Genomic DNA, 18960 nt, shown 5'->3' with positions numbered 1-18960 from the left:
GTAATAATTTTAATGTGTCCTCTACGCATTGTCCGGCCAAATTTTGTCGCGAAACGGACATCAGTTTGCCCATACCTGGCGCGTGCGCGCCCGGTTTTGGTGAGACGGACATCAGTTGCGGCCTGTGGGGAAAACACGCCTAAAGAAGCGCCGTTTCCCGCCGTAGACCATTGATGTAGCCGTGTGACCCGCCCAAGAAGCAGGCCGCGCGATGCCAATCAAAATTGGGGAATTAAACAGATGAAAGCGTTTTCGCGGCTGGGCAATCCCGGCGCTGGATTTATTCCCGACGGCGGCGCCAAAGCCACCGCCCGGGCGATGGCCAAGATCGCCGTTACAAGCGGCCGTTCGTTGTCCGTCAAGGCGTCATTGCGTCTCGCGTTCGCGTTGTTGCTGGTCGGCACGCTGGCTATTGGCGTGATCGCGCTGACGCAGATCAGCCGCCTCAACGGTTCGACGGAATCCATTTATCGCGAGGGGTATGTCGCCAGCCGGGACGTTGAAGAACTGCGCAGCGCCGTGCTGCGCGCGAGCCGCTCGCAAAAGATGCTGCTCACCGCGACCACCGCGAAGGAGCGCGACGAACTCGGCGCGGACGTCGAACATGCGCTCGCCGATATCGGCCGCGGGCAACACAACCTGCAAAATTACGCAGACCCGACTGGCGACCAGAAACGCCTGGCGACAGCCGTTGGCGCGTGGAGCACTGACCTGCGCACCTTCGTCAAACTGGTGAAGGAACAACCGCTCGACCTGTCGCAGATGAACTGGCAGGTCGGAATCATGGACGTCTCGCTGCTGGTGGCAACGGCCAAGCTGGAAAAGCTCGTGAATGGGCTCATAGAACAGCGTGGCGCGGCAGCGAAGGCGACTATCGAATCGGCGAATGCCATTTATCACGCATCGTTCGTGATGGTGGCCGTGCTGACGCTCGTGCTGATCGTGCTGGCGTTCGTAGTGGGCGAATGGGTCGTCCGGCGCATTGCAAAGCAACTCGGCGGCGAACCCGTCTACGCGATGGAAATCGCGAGCCGGATCGCGGCAGGCGACTTGTCGAACCGCATTACGATCGCCAAGCGCGATAACACCAGCATGCTCCATGCGCTCTCGGGCATGCAGAAGGATTTATCGACGACGGTCGGCGAAATTGCGGCCAGCGCGGAAGCGATCGCGTCGGCGTCGAGCGAAATCTCGCAGGGCAACGTGGACTTGTCGCAGCGCACGGAGCAGCAGGCGGTCGCGCTTGAAAAGACCGCGTCGAGCATGGAGGAGTTGACGTCCACCGTACGCCAGAACGCCGAGAACGCGAAGCAGGCGAGCTCGCTCGCTTACAACGCATCCGAGATTGCGGAGAAGGGCGGTGTGGTGGTCGGACGCGTGGTGGCGACCATGGAGCAGATCAACGCGAGCGCGAAGAGCATTGGCGACATTATCGGGGTGATCGAGGGCATCGCGTTCCAGACGAATATTCTTGCGCTCAATGCAGCCGTCGAAGCAGCACGGGCGGGTGAAGAGGGGCGTGGATTCGCGGTCGTCGCCGGGGAAGTGCGCAACCTCGCGCAACGTTCGTCGGCGGCGGCGAAGGAAATCAAGGGTTTGATCCACACGTCGGTGGCGCGTGTTTCCGATGGCTCGACCTTCGCCCACGAAGCCGGCACGACCATGGAAGAGGTGGTGAAGGCGGTCAAGCGCGTAACTGACATCATGGGCGAGATTTCGGCGGCGTCGGCGGAGCAGAGCAGCGGTATCGAGGAAATCAATCTCGCCGTGACGCAAATGGACGCGGGCACGCAGCAGAACGCGGCGCTGGTCGAACAAGCGGCTGCTGCCGCGCAGTCGCTGGACGATCAGGCGCATGCGTTGAAACAATTGGTGGGCAAATTTCAGCTGGCGTGATGTAACGCGGTGTGCACACTGATGAACGAACAAAGGCTTGCCGAGCGGCAAGCCTTTGTTCTAGAATTCGCGACGGGCGCGGCAGGGCGCCCGGTCTCGCGAAAGTGAAAACACCTGTCACGCGTTATCGCTTCATCTGGATAAACCGCAACGTTGAACCTTTAGCCGCAGCGAGAACGGCACAACAAGGAGAAACGTCATGTGGTCAACATCCTGTCCTCGCACAACCAGTTCCGAACTCACCAACACCGAATTTCTTCGACGCCACGCGCGCCGGCTGCTTCGTCGCGCTCACGCCGACAATACGAGCACGGCGATGCCCGTCGTGCGCCGCCTGCTCGCGGCAGGCGTCACCCGCGCCGGGACGCTTGCGGAGCTTCACAAAACGCGCACTGAGGTTCAGCTCAAGCACGTATTGAACATGCTGGCTGTCGAGCTGGGTCATGTCGGCTGGGACACGTGCAAGCCGGTGCTTGATACGCGAGAGCCGGCCGTCATCGATCGATACCGCTTCGATGCTGGCGCTTTTGGCGACTACGAGAAAGTGTGGTTTGCGGGTGCCGGCGCCGCGCGTGAGTGGCAGCGCGAACATGGAGGGTACATCGTGGAGTACGGCGATCAGGCGGTGGCAATACTCTGGCGCGAGTGAGGAGTAGCTTGAGGACACTCAACTCGCTGTCGCGCTGCAGGTTCGTGAAAAAGAATCGGCAGCGTGACAATCAAAGCATAGCAAACGTTAAAGCAGCTCCACTTCCTTCCAGCCCGCGTTAGAAAAAAAACGGCTTAGTTCCCGCATGAGTTCATTCAGCGCCGACATTTCCGGCGGCGTAATCTTGCGCACGTGCTGCGCCTGTGTCCAGTCGCCGTAAAGCATGGCTACCGTCGACCCGTTCGCCTTCACGGGCAGCAGCACGAATGCGTGGGCGTCGCCGAATGACGGTTTGAACCAGCGCGGCAAGCGGGCTTCAATCCGCGGGTCGCGAGCATTCTCGATAAAAATCCCGACCGGGTTCGAGATCGCCAGATGGAACACGTCAGGCTCGAACGCCGCGGAAAATGTCAGCGATGGCAGCAACTGCTCGACGCCCGCCCCAAGCCCCAGCCGCGCCTGGAATTCGTTGTTGGCTTGACGCACGAATACCACCGTGCGCGAAAACGTGAGCCCGGCCAGCACCGCTTCCGACGCTAGCGCCAGCACGGCGCCCAGCGCGTTCTTCGACGGCAGCGAGCGCAAGTCCTCGAGCCCCGCCGCAATCCGCGCTTCCGCCGATAACCCCGCGCGCGCAATGGCATCGGCGTCCGCGCGCAGTTCCACGATCTCCCGCATCACGCCGTCGTTCGAGTCCTCGTTCGCGAGCGCGAGACTCATCGCGGCGAGCGTGGCGGCATCGGTCAGCAACGCGCGGCTGTAGCGGTTCGCGATATCCACCAGCGACGACTCGCGATGCGCGTCGTCAACATGCTGCGCGGTGAGCGCATCGGCGACTTCGGTGGAATAGTTGGTGACGGCCTGCAGCCAGCGCACGTGGCGCGGCGTTTTTTCATCTACTGGAGCGAGCGGGTCGCGGGTCAGCATGCCGGTGCGGATGGTCTCCGGCAGGCGCCAGCGGTCCGCGGCTTCCATGCCGATTTCCTCGAAGGTGACGCCGAGCAAGGTGCTGCACGCGAGGCTGTCGCTGATCCGCTCGGCCGTGGCCTTGCGGCGCAACTGATCCCACTCTGTCTCGAGGTAAAACGCCACCAGCAGCTTGCCGATCTGACGCATCAGCGTGCAGACCACCGCTTCTTCCGACGCCCGGAACTCGCTGTGCTCGGTGACTTGCCGCGCAACGGTGCCGGACAGCAGCGTGCGGTTCAGTTCGAGCTTGGCGTCAATGCGCCGTGGCGCGCTTTGATGAAAGTGATCGACCAGCTTCAGCCCGACCACCAGGTGGCCGACCGCGTCCATGCCCAGCACCATCAACGCGCGCGTCACGGTGGTGATGTTGCCGCCGAACGAGATGTACATCGCGGAGTTGGCGAGCCGCAATACCTTCTGCGTGAGGCCGAAGTCGGACAGAACGACCTGGACCAGGGCTGTGAAGTCCAGGTCGTCGTCGCTCATTGCGGACACAGTGGTGCGCAGAGCCTGGGAGAGCATCGGAAAGTCTCCGCGCTCGCTCATACGGCCCCACAGCTTGTCCAGTAATTCGGCTTTGGAATTGCTTGCCATGCGATTGGTGTCAATGCCTTACACGTTCCCGGCCCGGTGCCCGGAGCGGCTTGAATCGTCGACCTGGGTCGAAGTGTAATGCGTGAAAAAAAGTCCGCATAAATCCTGCATAAACCTTATAACGGCGGGCTCGCACGTAAGCTTTACACCAGACCATAAATGAAACGCTGCAACAGCTCCAGTCGTCGGCTCCTGCCAACGCAAAAACGTGACGGTATCTTAACAAGGCGCCTGGAGAAAGAGCGTTTTATCCTGAAAGCAACGCATCAGGTCACCGGCGGGCAGGGCTTTGCTGATCAGCCATCCCTGGATCTGGTCACAGCCCATCTCGATCAACAGTTCGCGCTGCGCCTCTGTCTCCACTCCTTCCGCCACGAGTTCGAGCCCCAGCGATTTTGCCAGGCCCACCACCGCGGCCACAATGGCCTGGTTGTTCCGTGAGGTCAGCAGGTTTTCGATAAAGCTGCGGTCGATCTTCAACTTCGAAAGCGGGAAGCGCTGCAGATAGGAAAGGCTGGAATAGCCGGTGCCGAAGTCATCGACGGCGAACGCAATGCCAAGCGCCGCCAGCGTTTCGAGCAGACGGGTAGCTTCTTCCGGATCATGCATCAGCAGGCTTTCCGTGATTTCGAATACGAGCCGGCGCGGATCGAGGCCTGTCAGTTGCAGCGCCTCTTTCACGTTCTGCGTAAAACGCTTGTCGCGGAATTGCTGCGGCGAGACGTTCACGGAAACGTAGTCCAGCACGAAACCTTCGCTGTCCCACTGCACCAGCTGCATGCACGCGGCCTTGAGCACCCAGTTGCCAAGATAGTTGATCAGGCCGATCGATTCCGCGAGCGGAATGAAAGCCGTCGGAGGGACGAGGCCGTGCACAGGATGCTGCCAGCGGATCAGCGCTTCCGCGCCGACCACGCCGCCGCTGCGGCTTTCGGTGATCGGCTGGAAGTGCAGCGAAAACTCGCCGTTGCGAACGCCTTCGTAAAGATCGGCTTCCAGGTTCAGGCGCTCGGCGTCGCGGGGGTCGTCGTCGGGAACGTGGAATACGACGATATTGCCGCCCGACGTCTTCGCCTGCGCCAGTGCGTGGTCGGCCATGCGCAGCAGGCTGCTGCTCTCCTGCTCGACTTCGTCGGGGAAGATGGCCGCGCCGATGCTCGCCGATAAATGCGTATGTTGTCCGCGGTACCGGTAGGGCTGCGCAATCGCGCTCAACACCCGCCGCGCGACATCCTCGGCCGCTGTGGCCGCATCGGCCGTGGTGCCGGCCGAGAACAGGACGGCGAATTCGTCGCTGGCCACGCGCGCCACACGCTCGCCGGCGCGTGCCGCGTGCTGGATGCGGCGTGCGGTCTCGCGCAGCATGTCGTCGCCGGCGTCGTAGCCGAGTGCGCGGTTGATGCGCTGGAAGTCGTCGATATCCACCAGCAGCAGCGCCGCATGCGTATGCGTGTGAACGGCCTCGGCCTGGGCGGTGTCGATCGCGCTTTTCAGCGCTGTGAGGTTCTCGAGGCCCGTCAGCGAATCGTGATGCAGCGCGTGCTGCAGCGTGGTTTCGCGCTCGCGCCAGTGCGAAACCTCAAACGCGGCGAGCGCGAAGCCGGACAGATCTGGCGCGTGCGTGGCGAGGATCCTCAGTTCGACGAGGATCGGCGTGGTCAGGGATTTCAGCAGATGCAGCGTCGCGCTCTCCAGCTTGCCGCTTTGTTGTGCGCGCGCGACGAGCGCATCGAGTTCATCGATTTCATGCGAGGGCACGAGCTCATGCAACGTGAGCGAGCTCAGGTAGTCGCGGTGATAACCCAGGAACTCGATGCTCCTCGCCGATACAAAGCAAAACCGCAGCGATGCATCCACTTGCGCCACGAAATCGACGGCGGCGAGGGTGGCCTCCGTGGCTTCCGTGGCGATGCCAGGGGGACGCTCAGCTTCGTTCACCGCCGCCGGATGCAACAGATGAAGCGGCGCAGGCGACGCCGAAGCTGGGACGATCCGTCCTGTTTTCGCGCCCCGTGCAGTGTGCGACGTCGATTCGGGGAGGGTGAGCGGCCGCGGCAGAGGGTCATGGCTACCCGCGGCCAGCACGGGTGCTGATGAACCTTCCACGGTAGCGAACCTGACCATGCGGCTTGGCAACGTGGTCGCGATCAGCGTTCTGACATTCGCGCGAACGGCGGCGCTGGTTTGGCCGGCTAGGGCGATCCATGCATTCAAGCGCTGGGCGGTGATCCGTTTTACTGGCATGTTTCGGTTATAGCCTGTCTGATTGCGCGCCGGGCCGGTAGAGGCGCGGCGCACGCTGTCCTGCCAAGCGCGCTGCATCGGGCATCTGTTGTGGATGTTCCGGCAATGCGGGCGTGAGCCGCCGGAATATCCGGTAGCCGCGACTCGGACGCGTTCTTTGCAAGTTAACGGTTATGTCCCGAAATTCTTTAGAGGAATAGCTGAGCGCCCGCGAGCCACGGCCCCGGCGGGTTTCACGCAATTTGTCGACATCACGATTTGCGGTAGAGTGCGGCTTGATCGTTACGAATTCTTAACCGGTCAGTGGGTCCGCCGAGCGTGGTGTCGAGCTATCGGCTGGCCACGGTCCGACCGATTATTTCGTTGTTTGTGCTTATACGCCGGATCGTGAAGCTAAATCCTTGAGCTAGCCCTTAAGCCGACCTCTCAAGCTGATCGTTTGAGCTAACCGTTGTCTGGTCGCCATTCAGTCAACACCGTTTTATTGCTGCACGCCATGATTGTGTCCCCAAGCCGATTGCCGGAGCCGGCTCCCAAGCCAGGCGTATTGAACGTGCTGAACGCGCTGAACGCACGCATTGTGTCGTGTGAGGTCTTCGCGACGGCCACCCATTGCATTGAGCTTGCGATCTCGCATGAGCGCAGCAGGTCCATTCATGCCGCCGGTTGATCGGAACCCGACCCGGCGCGCCGCGCACAACTCCGTGGACAGTCCCGCGGCGAAGACCTCGGCTGAAAATGCTGCGCCGGTCCTTCGCGAGCCGGAAAGCGTCTACCTCGGCCGCCAGCCGATCATCGATCGCAATGGCGCGCTGCATGCCTACGAACTGCTTTTTCGCGACAGTCCGGACAATCGCGCGCGCATTTTCGACGACGTGCAGGCGACTGCACACGTCGTTGCGCGAACGGTGGGCGAGATCGGTTTGTCCGCGGTGCTTGGGGATCACCGCGGCTTCGTGAACATGAACCGCGACCTGCTGTTCGACGACATCGTCCACATCATGCCGCCCGAGCGTTTCGTGCTCGAGATCCTGGAAACCGTCACCTTCGACGCCAAGCTTTTCAAGCGCTGCGAACAGTTGCGCGCGGCAGGTTTCCAGTTCGCGCTCGACGACGTCGTGTCGCTCACCGACCCCCTGCACGAAGCGTTGCCTTACGTGGATTACGTCAAGGTCGACTTTCTCGCTACCAATCGCGCCGATCTGCCCGAACTCGCGGCAACGCTCAAGCAACATGGCAAGACGCTGATCGCGGAAAAGATCGAGACGTATCAGGATTTCGATGAAGCCCGCAGGCTCGGCTTCGACCTCTTCCAGGGTTACTTTTTCGCTCGTCCGCAAGTGCTGGTCACGCGCCGCTCGAACCCCTCGCGCACGGCCTTGCTGCGTCTTCTGGGCGTGCTGTCGGGGGAGCCTGATATAGGCGAACTCGAGGCCGAGTTGAAGCTCAATCCGGCCGTGGTGGTGCAGTTGCTGCGGCTGGCCAATTCAAGCGCGTTCAAATTGAGCCGGCCGGTGGCGTCGTTGCGCGAGGCCATCAACGCGACCGGGACCCGGCAGATTTCGCGCTGGACCCAGTTGCTGCTTTACGCGGACGGCCGCCACTTGCCGTGGCGTTCGGACCCGCTGGTGCAACTGGTCGGGACACGCGCGCGTTTCATGGAGCTGGCGGCGCGTGTCATGCGGCCATCGAGTGAGGAATTCGCCGATGCCGCCTTCATGACCGGCATCTTTTCGCTCGTGCATGTGGTGGTGGATTTACCGCCGGTCGAGATCATGGACTTGCTGAAGTTATCGAAAGAAATGGGTGCTGCAATCGTCGATGGCGACGGTCCGCTCGGTGCGCTGTTGCGACTCTCGCAGGCGACGGAAAGAGGCGACGCGCCGGAGCTCGATGCAAGCATTGGTCCGAGCGTGGATTTCGCGGTGTTGACGCCGGCTGTGCTCGCCGACCTGCAGTTCGAGGCGGCGACGTGGTTCGGTGCGCATCGGGTGGAGTAGGTAGTGCAGGTATTGCTGGTATCGCAGGTATTGCGCTTGCTGTGTTGATGGATGGCTGCGGGGTTGTTCAGTTGTTTGTCCTGTCGTGCGCGCGGGTCACGAAAATCGAGGAGTGTCATGAAGCGAAAGTTTGCTGGGAAAATGCTGACGGCGTCGCTGGGCGCAGCCCTTGCGGTGTACGCGCTGGTGGCTTACGCAACGCTCAAGCCCGGCGATCACGCGCCTGTGTTCACCGCGCAGGCGTCGCTTGGCGGCAATGTCTATGAGTACTCGCTCGCAGACGAGCTGAAGAAGGGGCCCGTGGTCCTGTACTTCTATCCGGCCGCCTTCACGAAGGGCTGCACGATCGAGGCGCACGAGTTTGCTGACGCAGTCGATGAATACAAGGCCCTGGGCGCCACGGTGATTGGTGTGTCGCACGACAACATCGACACATTGAAGAAGTTCTCGGTGAGCGAATGCCGGAGTAAATTCCCGGTCGCCGCTGACGGCGATGCGAAGATCATCAAGCAATACGATGCAACCATGCCGCTGGTCAGTTCCATGGCCAATCGCGTGTCATACGTGATCGCGCCCGACGGAACGGTGATCTATGAATACACGAGCCTGTCGCCGGACAAACATGTGGCGAACACGCTGCAGGCGCTCAAAGACTGGAACGAGAAGCACAAGACCCAATAACGTAACCAGCCTTGTAAGGTTTTGATCGATGCCGATTATCGTTGCGCTCGTTGTCCTCGTTGCCGTGATCTACGGCGCGTTCTGGTCGTTTCACGCGTTATCGGCGGCGTTCGGTGTGAGTGTTGCGATTGGCGCCGCGGTGATCGCGGCGCTGGTGGTGGTGAGCATTGCTGTGTATTTCTGGCTGCGGTGGAAGGAAGTCGCACCGAATGTCCACGATGGCGACTGGACGCACGAACTCAAGCGGGATTGGGGCGGCGTGCGGCTCGCAGCGGCCAAGCGTTTGTGCGAAGTGCGAGTGGGCGGCCAGGTCGGCATGTATATTTTTGCGGATCTGCGTGGAGCGCGGATGGAACCGGGCGCGTCGGGAACGTCAGGAACATCGGGCGCCTGGCAAGTCGCGCTGAACGTGAAGGACTCGACGCAGCCGCGCTGGAACCTGCCCATGCAGGACCGGCGCGAGGCGCACAAGTGGTGCCGGATTTTAGAGAAGGCGGCTGCACAGACTTTGTGACGGGCTGTACATTCTTTGTGACGGGCTGTACATTCGAGCCAGCATTTGCACAGTGCGAATACGGCGCTTCTCCGTATCCGGAATTGTTCGCTGCCGAAAAGCGCGCTACATGTGATATCCCATATCGCCGCGCACCTTGCCGCGAAATACCCAGTAAGACCAAACCACATAAAGCACGATAACGGGTAGCAGGAACATCGTCCCGATCAGCAGGAACTGCTGCGAAAGCGGCGTCGTGGACGCATCCCACAACGTCACCGACGGTGGCGCGATGAAAGGCCAAAGGCTGATCACAAGACCGGTGAAGGCCAGGAAGAACAATCCGATCGAGCACATGAACGGGACCACTTCCTTACGTTTTTCAAGCGCCGACCACAATGTCCAGATCAGCAGCACCGTCAGTACCGGTACCGGCGCGAACACGAAGCTATCCGGAAAACTGAACCACCGCGCCGATATACGCGCGTCCTTCAACGGCGTCCAGATGCTGATCAGCAAGATAAACGCGACCACGCCGAACAGCACTTTCCTGGCCATGCCACGCGCCCATTCCTGCAACTCACCTTCTGTCTTGAGCACGAGCCACGTCGTGCCCTGCAGCGCGTAGCCGAAGATCAGCCCGAAACCTGTCAGCAGCGGAAACGGTGCAACCCAGTCCCAGCTTGTGCCGGAAAATACGCGCCCGTGAATGGGAAATCCCTGCATGAACATGCCAAGCACGACGCCCTGAGAGAACGTTGCGACCAGTGAGCCGTAGCCAAACGCGCTATCCCAGATCCACTTGCGCGCGCCGACCACTTCGCGGAATTCAAACGCCACGCCGCGAAAGATCAGGCCAAGCAGCATCAACAGGATTGGAAAATAAACCGCCGGCACGATGATCGCGAACGCCAGCGGAAAGACCGCGAGCATGCCGCCGCCGCCCAGGATCAGCCAGGTTTCATTGAAGTCCCAGACGGGTGCGACCGAGTTGATCATCAGTTGGCGTTCAACCGGATCGCGGCGCATCAGGAACACCATGCCTACGCCGAGATCGAAGCCGTCGAGCAGCACGTACATGAATACCGCGAGCGCGAGGATGGCGGCCCACATCGGTACGAGGTCGAGCATCATGATCTCCTTGAAGGGGGAACGACGTCGTCCGGACCGGCGGCTTTCGCGGCATTGATTCCGCTCGATGCATCCGCCGATGCCGCCGCCGCCGATAACGGCCGCGCCGCGCGCGTTTCCGGTTGCAGGAGGGCGTGATCGGTGTCGACGTGTTCGTCGGCGGGGCCGATCCGTACAAGCCGCCGCAGCAGGATGAATCCCGAGCCGAAGATCACGAAATACGCGAGCACGTAGAGCAGCCACGAGAGCCCGACATCGCCGGCTGTGAGCGACGGGGTGACCGAGTCGCGGGTGCGCATCAGTCCATACACGGTCCACGGCTGGCGGCCGGCTTCGGTCGTCGTCCACCCCGCCAGCACGGCGATAAACCCCAGCGGCATGCCGTACGTGGCGCAACGCAGCCAGCGCGTACTGGTTTCGAGTTTGCCGCGTGCGAACAGGACAATGCCCGAGAGCACCAGCGCGAACATCAGCAACGCGATGCCGACCATGATCCGGAACGCGAAGAACACCACCGCCACGTTCGGCCTGTCCTCACGCGGGAAGTCCTTCAGGCCCTGCACGCGGCCGTCCAGACTATGTGTGAGATAGATGCTGCCAAGCACAGGTATCGATATTTCGAAGTCGTTGCGCTCGTTGGCCTGGTCGGGGATCGCGAAGACGGCGGCGGGCACGCCCCGGCCGGTGGTCCATAAACCTTCCATCGCAGCGAGCTTGGCGGGTTGATGCTGGAGCGTGTTCAGCCCATGCGCATCGCCGATAACCATCTGCACCGGCACCATGATTACGAGAAAGATCAGCGCCATCTTGGTCATTACGCGGCTTTCCTCGAGCGCGCGACGCTGGCGCAAATAAAGCGCACCGACGCCGAGAATCACGAACGCGGCCGTTACCAGGAAAGCGCTGACCGTATGACCGAGTCTGTACGGGAAGGAGGGCGTAAAGATCGCGTCGAAGAAACTGGTGACTTCGAAGCGTCCGTCGGGAAGGATCTTGTAGCCGGCCGGTGTCTGCATCCAGCTATTCACCGCGAGGATCCAGAACGATGAAATCACCGTCCCCGATGCAACGAAAACCGCTGCCAGCACGTGCGCCCATTGCGGCACGAGCTTGCGCCCGAACAGCAGGACGCCGAGGAACGCCGCTTCGAGAAAGAACGCGGTCAGCACCTCGTAACCCATGAGCGGGCCGATCACGCTGGAGGTGGCATCGGTGAACCGGCTCCAGTTGGTGCCGAACTGGAACGGCATCACGATCCCCGACACGACGCCCATGCCGAATGAAACCGCGAATATCTTCAGCCAGAACGCAGAAAGCCGCCTGTACACGTCCTGTTTGGTCAGCCACCAGAGCAATTCAAGCGTCGCGATAAAACACGATAACCCGACCGTGAACGCCGGCAACAGGATGTGAAACGCTATCACCCAGGCAAACTGGAAACGGGATAGCAAAACGGCATCGAACTCCATGAACACTCCCGGCGAGAAGTTTCAAATGGGTTGATTCTGCGGCGCGCCAGCCACGCCCAGACGCGCAAATACGGCGCTGTGTCGTGTGCCGTCGCGGCGGAGTTTCACGCATCGACCGCTGCGTACTGGTTTAGATTAAAGCAGGTTTTTGTGAAAGGACGTTTTTATTTCGTGTTGTCATTCAAGGATGCATTCACTGCTCGAACGGATTAACGCAGCGCATAAAGGCGTTCGCAGCGAGGCCCCTGCGGGTTATTTCAGCTTTTCGTGTTTCTCCTGTTTTGACGCGAAATGGGGCGTGGCGGGGGCTAAGACCGGCTCGAATGCCGCGGAATTGGGCTGTGCCAGCGAGCGGCTCATTCGTCCTATCGTTATAATTCCACCTCTTTTATATGCCGCATGGACGACCCTGCGCGCTTCTGATTGCATCGGGGACGACCCCGCTTTAGACGGGAGTTTCCATGTCGTGGTTTCTACTGCTGATCGCCGGCCTGCTTGAAGTGGCGTGGGCTGCGGGTCTCAAAACCTCCGAAGGTTTCACGCGGCTCTGGCCGTCGGTGTTCACGCTGGTCACAGCTGTCGGCAGCTTCGTGCTGCTGGCGCTGGCAATGCGCCAGTTGCCGCTGGGCACGGCTTACGCGGTGTGGACCGGTATCGGTGCGGTCGGTGCGTTTGTGTTCGGGATTGTCATGCTGGGCGAAGCGCTGACGGTTGCGCGGGTGGCGAGCGCCGCGTTGATCGTGGTCGGGCTGATCGGATTGAAACTGTCGTCGGGGCATTAAATCCGACGATTTAGCGCACTGCAGCGGCCTTTTGTCGCGGTCCGTCGTGGACCATTAAAGGGATCGCAAAAATGACCGTTAAAGAGATGAGGGGCCGCGTGTGTCGTGGTTTCGTGCGTGGCTTCGTGATTAGGGGCTGAATCAGAACGTTGGATGCTGAACACGCCGTTATATGGCGCGATGCGTCAACGCGCTGCGCGTGGCTATAATGACTTTCAGTTGTCTTGAAAAATTCACCGGGTTCGGCAGCCTGAGTTTGGCCGCATGAATTTGGCAACATAAGCTTGAAACAGCGCCAGAATAAGGTGGGCCGGGTCAGTGCCGGGCCGCATCCATTTATCCCCAGACCGTCGCCGGGCAGCTTGAACGGCGGGTCAGGCATTCGTAGCCGGATGCGCCGGAGTCTGTCCGGCGCTCGGGCACGGGGCGAGCAGCGCGCAAGGAGACGGTCATGCTTGAAGCACTTTCGCTGGCAGCGGGACTTTCGTGGGCCAGCGGGCTGCGACTGTATCTGACGGTATTCGTCGCGGGGCTGTTCGAGCGCATGGGACTGGTGCACCTGCCCGACACCCTCGCCGTGCTGGGCTCTCCATGGGTGATCGGCGTGGCCGCAGCGCTCGCCGTGGTTGAGTTTTTCGCCGATAAAATCCCCGCCTTCGATTCCCTCTGGGACGCCATTCACACCTTCATTCGCATTCCGGCCGGCGCAGTGCTGGCCGTCGGCGCGTTCGGCCACGCCGATCCGGCGCTGCTGACCATTGCCGCGCTTGCCGGCGGTACGCTCGCGGGCGCCGCGCATCTGGCAAAAGCCGGCACGCGCGCGCTGATCAATTTATCGCCGGAACCGGTGTCGAACTGGGTGGCATCGGCGACCGAGGATTTCGGCGCGTTGCTCGGCATTACGCTCGCGTTGTTCGTGCCGCTGCTGTGCCTGGTCCTGATCATCGCGTTCCTCTTGTGTGCGGGCTGGGCATTGCCGCGGCTCGTGAGAGGCGTGCGCGGTGGTTTTGGGCGGATGGCCAAGCACATGGTGCCCAGCGTCAGCGCACGGGTGAATCCGGGCGTCGGCCGGTTCAGGAGCAAGCACGATTGAGTACGAGTAGCCTGGGCGGCGGGTTGAAGAAAAATTCGAAGCAAGATTCGATGCAAGATGCAAAGCAGCAAGGACTGAGCGTCGCGCAGATCGCGCGCCAGTCGCTGCGAATGACCGCGCGCGACTGGCGTGCGGGCGAGTTGACCATGCTTATCCTCGCGCTCGTGCTGGCGGTTGCCGCGCTCGCGAGTGTCGGATTTCTCGGCGACAGGATGCGCCAGGGGCTGGAGCGGGATGCGCGGCAGATGATTGCTGCGGATTTCGTTGTCCGCGCCGATCATCCGGTCGATCCCGCGTTCGCCGCAGAAGCGGCGCAACTCAAGCTCGAGACCGCGACCACCGCGATCTTTCCGAGCATGATCAGCGCGGGTGTTTCGGCAAATGGATATTCCCCGCCGGTTGCCCGCCTTGCGGCGTTGAAGGCTGTGTCACCCGGGTATCCGCTGCGCGGCGCAGTACGGATTGCCACTGCTGTCGATCAACCCGGCACGCCCACCACATCCATTCCTGCGCCCGGTACCGTCTGGGTCGATCCCGCATTACTCGATGCGCTGAAAGTGCCCATCGGCGGTACGGTTCACGTCGGTACGCGCACTTTCAAGGTGGCGGCGGTCATTACTCGCGAACTCGATCGCGGATTTTCATTCGTCAGCTTTTCGCCGCGCCTGATGATGCGTGCCGATGAACTCGCGTCCACCGGCCTCGTCACGTTCGGCAGCCGCGTGACTTATCGGCTGCTGGTGGCGGGACCGGATGCGCAGGTCAAGCAGTTCGCCACGTTCGCCCGCGCAAAAGTGGACGACGGCAAGCTGCGCGGCGTCGCGCTCGAATCGTTGCAGGATGGCCAGCCGCAGGTGCGTCAGACCATCGACCGCGCCAGTCATTTCCTCACGCTCGTTTCACTGCTCACCGCGTTGCTCGCGGCGGTAGCCATCGCGATGGCCTCGCACCGTTTCGCGCGCCGGCATCTGGATGGCTGCGCCGCGATGCGTTGTCTCGGTGTGAGCCAGGGAACGTTGCGGTCTTTGTTTATCGGTGAATTCCTGGCTGTTGGGCTGCTCGGCGGCGCGGTGGGTGTCGTGCTTGGCTTTGGCGGGCATCTGGTGCTGCTGGACTGGCTTGGCACCCTCGTCGATGTCGAATTGCCTCCTCCCACCATCTGGCCGGCATTGCAGGGTATTGCGACCGGACTGGTGCTGTTGCTTGGTTTCGCTGTGCCGCCTTTGCTGCCGTTGACGCGCGTGCCCCCGGTCCACGTGATTCGCCGCGAACTCGGCGATGCCGGCCGGGTAGCGTGGATTGCTTACGGCGTAGGCGTGCTGCTGTTCGCCGGCCTGCTCGTGCTTGCGGCGGGCGAATGGAAGCTGGGCGGGATCGTGGCGGGCGGATTCGCGGGCGGTCTGGTGGTGTTTGGCGGCATTGCGCGCGTGGCGCTCTGGGCGGCCGCGCGGTTCGTTCGCAGCGAACGCGTGGGTGCCGGAGTGGGCTGGCGGTATGCGCTCGCGTCGCTTGAGCGGCGCAGCGGCGCCAGCGCGCTGCAGATCACGGCGCTTGGCATCGGCCTGATGTGCCTGCTTCTTATCGCGATGACGCGCAGTGACCTGATCGCCGGCTGGCGGCAATCGACGCCGCCGGATGCGCCGAATCAGTTTCTCATCGATATCCAGCCCGACCAGCGCGCCGGCGTCACCGATTACCTCAAGCATCATGGCCAGGCCGACGCGGCGCTGTCGCCGATGGTGCGCGGCCGCCTGATCGCGGTGAACGGCAAACCTGTGAGTCCCGACAACTACGAAAAGGCCGATGCAAAGCGCCTGGTTGACCGTGAGTTCAACCTTTCGTACACGAACGAACTACCCAGCGATAACCGCGTGGTCGGCGGCGACTGGTACGGTACGGACGGCAAACCGCAGATATCGATAGAAGAGGGGCTCGCGAAGATCATCCACGTGAAGCTCGGCGATACGATGCGTTTCGACGTAGCCGGCATGCAGGTGGAAGGGCCGGTCACCAGCCTGCGCAAGGTCGACTGGAATTCGTTCAAGGTCAACTTCTTTGTGCTAATGCCGCCGCCGTCCATCAGTGATTTGCCCGCCACGTTCATCACCAGTTTCCATTTGCCGCCGGGGCAGCAAAGTTTGATCGATGGCTTGATCAACCAGTATCCGAGCGTGACCGCAATCGATATCGCGCCGATTCTCGCGCAGATCCAGCGTGTGCTGGAGCAGGTGATTGGCGCCGTGCAGTTCCTGTTTGTCTTCACGCTCGCCGCGGGCGTGCTCGTGTTGTACGCGGCGCTGGCGGGCACGCGCGACGAGCGCGTGCACGAGTCCGCGTTGCTGCGCGCGCTAGGGGCGTCGCATAAGCAGGTGCGCTCGGTGCAGACCGCAGAGTTCGTGGCGGTGGGCGCATTGAGCGGGCTGATGGCCGCGCTTGGCGCGCAGGCTATAGGCTGGGTGCTGGCGACGCGCGTGTTCGAGTTTCACATCGATTTCAACCCGTGGCTCGTGCCCGCGGGCATTGTGGCGGGTGTCGTATGTTCGGGCGTGGGCGGCTGGATGAGTTTGCGCCGCGTGTTGTCGCGGCCTGCGCTGCAATCATTGCGCGATGCGTAATCCCGAAACTGGCCAAAGCGCTCACCACGCCACGTCCCGATAACCCTGAAGAAAGCGTATGACCGAAGCAAATATTGAACAAGCGCCGCAACCTACGGCATTCGAGCTCGTTGGCGGCGAGGAGCGCGTGCGTGCGCTTGTCGACCGGTTCTACGACCTGATGGATCTCGAACCGGAGTTCGCAGATTTACGCGCATTGCATCCCGCAACGCTCGAGAATTCCCGCGATAAGTTCTTCTGGTTTTTGTGCGGCTGGATGGGCGGCCCGGACCATTACATCAGCCGCTTCGGGCATCCGCGTTTGCGCGCTCGCCATCTGAACTTCGCGATTGCATCGCCGCAACGGGATCAGTGGTTGCGCTGCATGGCGTGGGCAATGGAAGACATCGGCCTAGACGCGTCCTTGCGCGAACACCTCCTCACGTCCTTCTTCGATACCGCCGACTGGATGCGCAACCGCCCATAGGGTGTTGGTTCATTGGTTACAAACATGGCTTCAAACCCCTGCGTGTAGAGGGCTTAGGCGAGCCCGCAAGCAACTCATTTCCCCACCACCCGCATTGCTCATCGCCTTAATTAATCGGTAATTTTGAGCCGATTATGATCGACATTGAAGGTTTACCGAACTTTTCGTGCCGGTTAACCGGGAAGACAGTATTTGACCGGAAAATCCATAAGCGGTAAAATTGTGCCGGTAGTTCCGTGCTTTAGCTGCTAACCGGCATAAAAATGCACTTTAATCTATCTAACTCTCAGGAAGTCGTAGCGGAGCTGGGGCAACGTCTGCGCGCGCAGCGGCTCCTGCAGAACCTTCAGCAGGACGAACTCGCCAGCCGTGCCGGAATCTCTGAGCGGGCTCTTCGCAATATCGAGCGTAGCGGGCGTGCCACGCTCGACAACTTCGTGAGGGTCGTCATGGCTTTGGGGCTGGTGGAGGAATTGGGCGGTATTTTTGCGCTGAAGCCCAAATCCATCAAGGCGATGGAGGCGGCCAGCGTCAAGCGCCAGCGCGCTTCTCGAGCGACAGAATGAAGAAGCTGAGCGTGATTTACGCGGGCTGGGGTGAGCGCTTCGAGCTCGGCCAACTGGCCGACAATGGCACTGACCTCCTGTTTGAATACTCCGCGCTCGCGCAGCAGCGCGGCTTGAATTTGTCTCCACTCAAGATGCCGCTCGCAGCGACGACGTATGGAGACTTCCCTGCGCATCAACTGCGACTGCCCGGCCTCGTGAGCGACTCCTTGCCGGACGGCTGGGGCATGCTCCTCGTGGACCGGTTGTTTCGCAAGCATGGGCGGGATCCCCGGCTCGTGTCTCCGCTGGACCGGTTGGCTTTCATCGGCGAAAAAGCGATGGGCGCGCTCGTCTTTGAACCCAACGACGGCGAAGTGCTGGTCCCGGAGGATGTTCAGCTGCTTACTCTCGCTCACGAAGTCCGCCAGGTGATAACGGATGACAGTGAGGCCCTCTTGCGCGAACTCGCGCTGATGGGCGGTTCACCGCACGGCGCGCGCCCCAAGGTATTGGTCAACTATGATCCGCATTCCGGCCGGATGTCGAACTCGGAGCAAGGACTCGGGACACCGTGGCTCGTAAAATTCCCGGCGCAGCACGATCACAAGGAAGTCTGCGCGGTCGAGGCAATGTATGCGGCAATTGCCGCGGCCTGTGGACTTCGGATGCCCGCCACCAATTACTTCGATCTCGGTCCCTCGCTGTCGGCATTTGGCGTCGAGCGGTTTGACCGCTTCAACGGGATGCGTGTGCCGATGCATACGGCAGCGGGTGCGGCCCACTGCGACTTCCGCGTGCCGCAGATGGACTACATCGCGTTGCTGCGGCTAACGCAGTTCATGACGCGGGACGCGCGTGAAGTTCAGCAGGCATTTGACCGATGTGTGTTCAACGTCGTGTTCAATAACCGCGATGACCACGCAAAAAACTTCTCATTCGTGATGGGCGCAGACGGCCGCTGGCAGTTTTCACCCGCCTATGACCTGACGTTTAACGGAGGGCCGGGCGGGGAGCATCAGATGGACATTTGCGGCGAGGCAAGGGCGCCGGCGCGCGAGCACTTGATGAACCTCGCCAGCAAGACCGGCGTCGTATCGCGTATGGCATCGCAGAGCATCGAACGCATTGCCTCGGTTGCGTCAGGGTTCCGGCAATATGCCAAGGGCTTGCCAGTCACTGAGGAGACGCTCGACATGATGGAGCGCACCGTCAGGGCGAATCAGTCGCGGATGGCCTGACTCTCCGCTTGACGAATGGCATATCAGCCCGCGCCTGCCGGCCAGACGAGCAAGTGCTAAGGAGCCTTGGCGGCAGACCCGCATAATATGGC

15 protein-coding genes are annotated in these 18960 nt (G+C 61.5%); 11 read left to right on the top strand and 4 right to left on the bottom strand.

The genetic code is table 11. The annotated features are described in order from the left end of the window. The first annotated feature begins 240 nt into the window (after nt 1–240). Together ACSOSP_RS07210 and ACSOSP_RS07205 are read left to right on the top strand one after the other, a co-directional pair. Complete coding sequence (locus ACSOSP_RS07210) at nt 241–1896, top strand: methyl-accepting chemotaxis protein (protein WP_455310327.1); 1656 nt, start codon at nt 241–243, stop codon at nt 1894–1896. A 199-nt stretch (nt 1897–2095) separates the two neighbouring features. Then, on the top strand, nt 2096–2545 hold the full coding sequence (locus ACSOSP_RS07205; RefSeq protein ID WP_455310326.1) for a hypothetical protein: 450 nt from the start codon (nt 2096–2098) through the stop codon (nt 2543–2545). An 87-nt stretch (nt 2546–2632) separates the two neighbouring features. Here ACSOSP_RS07205 and ACSOSP_RS07200 read toward each other — a convergent pair whose 3' ends face one another. Both ACSOSP_RS07200 and ACSOSP_RS07195 read right to left on the bottom strand, forming a co-directional pair. Beyond that, nucleotides 2633–4108 carry an HDOD domain-containing protein gene (locus ACSOSP_RS07200; protein WP_455310325.1) on the bottom strand — a complete coding sequence of 492 codons (1476 nt, stop codon included), beginning with the start codon at nt 4106–4108 and terminating at the stop codon, nt 2633–2635. Between the two features lie 219 nt (nt 4109–4327). Next, nucleotides 4328–6352: a putative bifunctional diguanylate cyclase/phosphodiesterase gene (locus ACSOSP_RS07195; RefSeq protein ID WP_455310324.1), complete on the bottom strand. Its 2025-nt coding sequence runs from the start codon at nt 6350–6352 to the stop codon at nt 4328–4330. A 656-nt stretch (nt 6353–7008) separates the two neighbouring features. Here ACSOSP_RS07195 and ACSOSP_RS07190 point away from each other — a divergent pair. The 3 genes from ACSOSP_RS07190 (at nt 7009) to ACSOSP_RS07180 (ending at nt 9547) form a co-directional block, all read left to right on the top strand. Beyond that, the gene (locus ACSOSP_RS07190) at nt 7009–8352 is read left to right on the top strand and encodes an EAL and HDOD domain-containing protein (RefSeq protein ID WP_455310873.1); all 1344 of its coding nucleotides are present in this window, start codon (nt 7009–7011) and stop codon (nt 8350–8352) included. 117 nt (nt 8353–8469) lie between these two features. Beyond that, a complete protein-coding gene (locus tag ACSOSP_RS07185; protein WP_455310323.1) occupies nt 8470–9033 on the top strand; it encodes a peroxiredoxin in 564 nt (187 codons plus the stop codon). Nucleotides 9034–9061: 28 nt separating this feature from the next. Then, a complete protein-coding gene (locus ACSOSP_RS07180; RefSeq protein ID WP_455310322.1) occupies nt 9062–9547 on the top strand; it encodes a hypothetical protein in 486 nt (161 codons plus the stop codon). A gap of 105 nt (nt 9548–9652) precedes the next feature. On the opposite strand, the gene cydB is transcribed toward ACSOSP_RS07180, so the two are convergent. Both cydB and ACSOSP_RS07170 read right to left on the bottom strand, forming a co-directional pair. Then, a complete protein-coding gene (cydB, locus tag ACSOSP_RS07175) occupies nt 9653–10660 on the bottom strand; it encodes a cytochrome d ubiquinol oxidase subunit II (RefSeq protein WP_455310321.1) in 1008 nt (335 codons plus the stop codon). Next, the gene (locus ACSOSP_RS07170) at nt 10657–12126 is read right to left on the bottom strand and encodes a cytochrome ubiquinol oxidase subunit I (protein ID WP_455310320.1); all 1470 of its coding nucleotides are present in this window, start codon (nt 12124–12126) and stop codon (nt 10657–10659) included. The genes cydB and ACSOSP_RS07170 overlap by 4 nt, the downstream gene beginning before the upstream one ends. Before the next feature lie 461 nt (nt 12127–12587). On the opposite strand from ACSOSP_RS07170, the gene sugE reads away from it, so the two are divergent. The 6 genes from sugE to ACSOSP_RS07140 all read left to right on the top strand — a co-directional run bounded on the left by sugE (nt 12588) and on the right by ACSOSP_RS07140 (nt 18868). Beyond that, entirely contained in the window at nt 12588–12908 is a 321-nt protein-coding gene (sugE, locus tag ACSOSP_RS07165) for a quaternary ammonium compound efflux SMR transporter SugE (protein WP_455310319.1), read from the top strand. Nucleotides 12909–13359: 451 nt separating this feature from the next. After that, nucleotides 13360–14001: a DUF4126 domain-containing protein gene (locus ACSOSP_RS07160; RefSeq protein ID WP_031360636.1), complete on the top strand. Its 642-nt coding sequence runs from the start codon at nt 13360–13362 to the stop codon at nt 13999–14001. Between the two features lie 50 nt (nt 14002–14051). Next, nucleotides 14052–16616, top strand: a complete 2565-nt coding sequence (locus tag ACSOSP_RS07155) for an ABC transporter permease (RefSeq protein WP_455310317.1) — start codon at nt 14052–14054, stop codon at nt 16614–16616. Nucleotides 16617–16674: 58 nt separating this feature from the next. Continuing rightward, nucleotides 16675–17082: a group II truncated hemoglobin gene (locus ACSOSP_RS07150; RefSeq protein ID WP_455310316.1), complete on the top strand. Its 408-nt coding sequence runs from the start codon at nt 16675–16677 to the stop codon at nt 17080–17082. A gap of 263 nt (nt 17083–17345) precedes the next feature. Next, nucleotides 17346–17648, top strand: a complete 303-nt coding sequence (locus tag ACSOSP_RS07145; protein ID WP_455310315.1) for a helix-turn-helix domain-containing protein — start codon at nt 17346–17348, stop codon at nt 17646–17648. Then, entirely contained in the window at nt 17645–18868 is a 1224-nt protein-coding gene (locus tag ACSOSP_RS07140; protein WP_455310314.1) for a type II toxin-antitoxin system HipA family toxin, read from the top strand. Before ACSOSP_RS07145 ends, ACSOSP_RS07140 begins: the two co-directional genes overlap by 4 nt. Nucleotides 18869–18960: the final 92 nt, after the last annotated feature.

The sequence above is a fragment of the Caballeronia sp. KNU42 genome (assembly GCF_053760385.1).
The sequence above is the reverse complement of the archived record's forward strand: the minus strand, read 5'-3'. Positions and strand labels throughout refer to the sequence as shown.

Bases quoted from the DNA above. Each gene is read 5' to 3' on its own strand.
- ACSOSP_RS07185 (WP_455310323.1), top strand. From the start codon at position 8,470: ATGAAGCGAAAGTTTGCTGGGAAAATGCTGACGGCGTCGCTGGGCGCA.
- ACSOSP_RS07210 (WP_455310327.1), top strand. From the start codon at position 241: ATGAAAGCGTTTTCGCGGCTGGGCAATCCCGGCGCTGGATTTATTCCC.
- ACSOSP_RS07160 (WP_031360636.1), top strand. From the start codon at position 13,360: ATGCTTGAAGCACTTTCGCTGGCAGCGGGACTTTCGTGGGCCAGCGGG.
- cydB (WP_455310321.1), bottom strand. From the start codon at position 10,660: ATGATGCTCGACCTCGTACCGATGTGGGCCGCCATCCTCGCGCTCGCG.
- ACSOSP_RS07145 (WP_455310315.1), top strand. From the start codon at position 17,346: ATGCACTTTAATCTATCTAACTCTCAGGAAGTCGTAGCGGAGCTGGGG.
- ACSOSP_RS07200 (WP_455310325.1), bottom strand. From the start codon at position 4,108: ATGGCAAGCAATTCCAAAGCCGAATTACTGGACAAGCTGTGGGGCCGT.
- ACSOSP_RS07205 (WP_455310326.1), top strand. From the start codon at position 2,096: ATGTGGTCAACATCCTGTCCTCGCACAACCAGTTCCGAACTCACCAAC.
- ACSOSP_RS07140 (WP_455310314.1), top strand. From the start codon at position 17,645: ATGAAGAAGCTGAGCGTGATTTACGCGGGCTGGGGTGAGCGCTTCGAG.
- ACSOSP_RS07155 (WP_455310317.1), top strand. From the start codon at position 14,052: ATGCAAGATGCAAAGCAGCAAGGACTGAGCGTCGCGCAGATCGCGCGC.
- ACSOSP_RS07195 (WP_455310324.1), bottom strand. From the start codon at position 6,352: ATGCCAGTAAAACGGATCACCGCCCAGCGCTTGAATGCATGGATCGCC.
- ACSOSP_RS07190 (WP_455310873.1), top strand. From the start codon at position 7,009: ATGCCGCCGGTTGATCGGAACCCGACCCGGCGCGCCGCGCACAACTCC.
- ACSOSP_RS07150 (WP_455310316.1), top strand. From the start codon at position 16,675: ATGACCGAAGCAAATATTGAACAAGCGCCGCAACCTACGGCATTCGAG.
- ACSOSP_RS07180 (WP_455310322.1), top strand. From the start codon at position 9,062: ATGCCGATTATCGTTGCGCTCGTTGTCCTCGTTGCCGTGATCTACGGC.
- ACSOSP_RS07170 (WP_455310320.1), bottom strand. From the start codon at position 12,126: ATGGAGTTCGATGCCGTTTTGCTATCCCGTTTCCAGTTTGCCTGGGTG.
- sugE (WP_455310319.1), top strand. From the start codon at position 12,588: ATGTCGTGGTTTCTACTGCTGATCGCCGGCCTGCTTGAAGTGGCGTGG.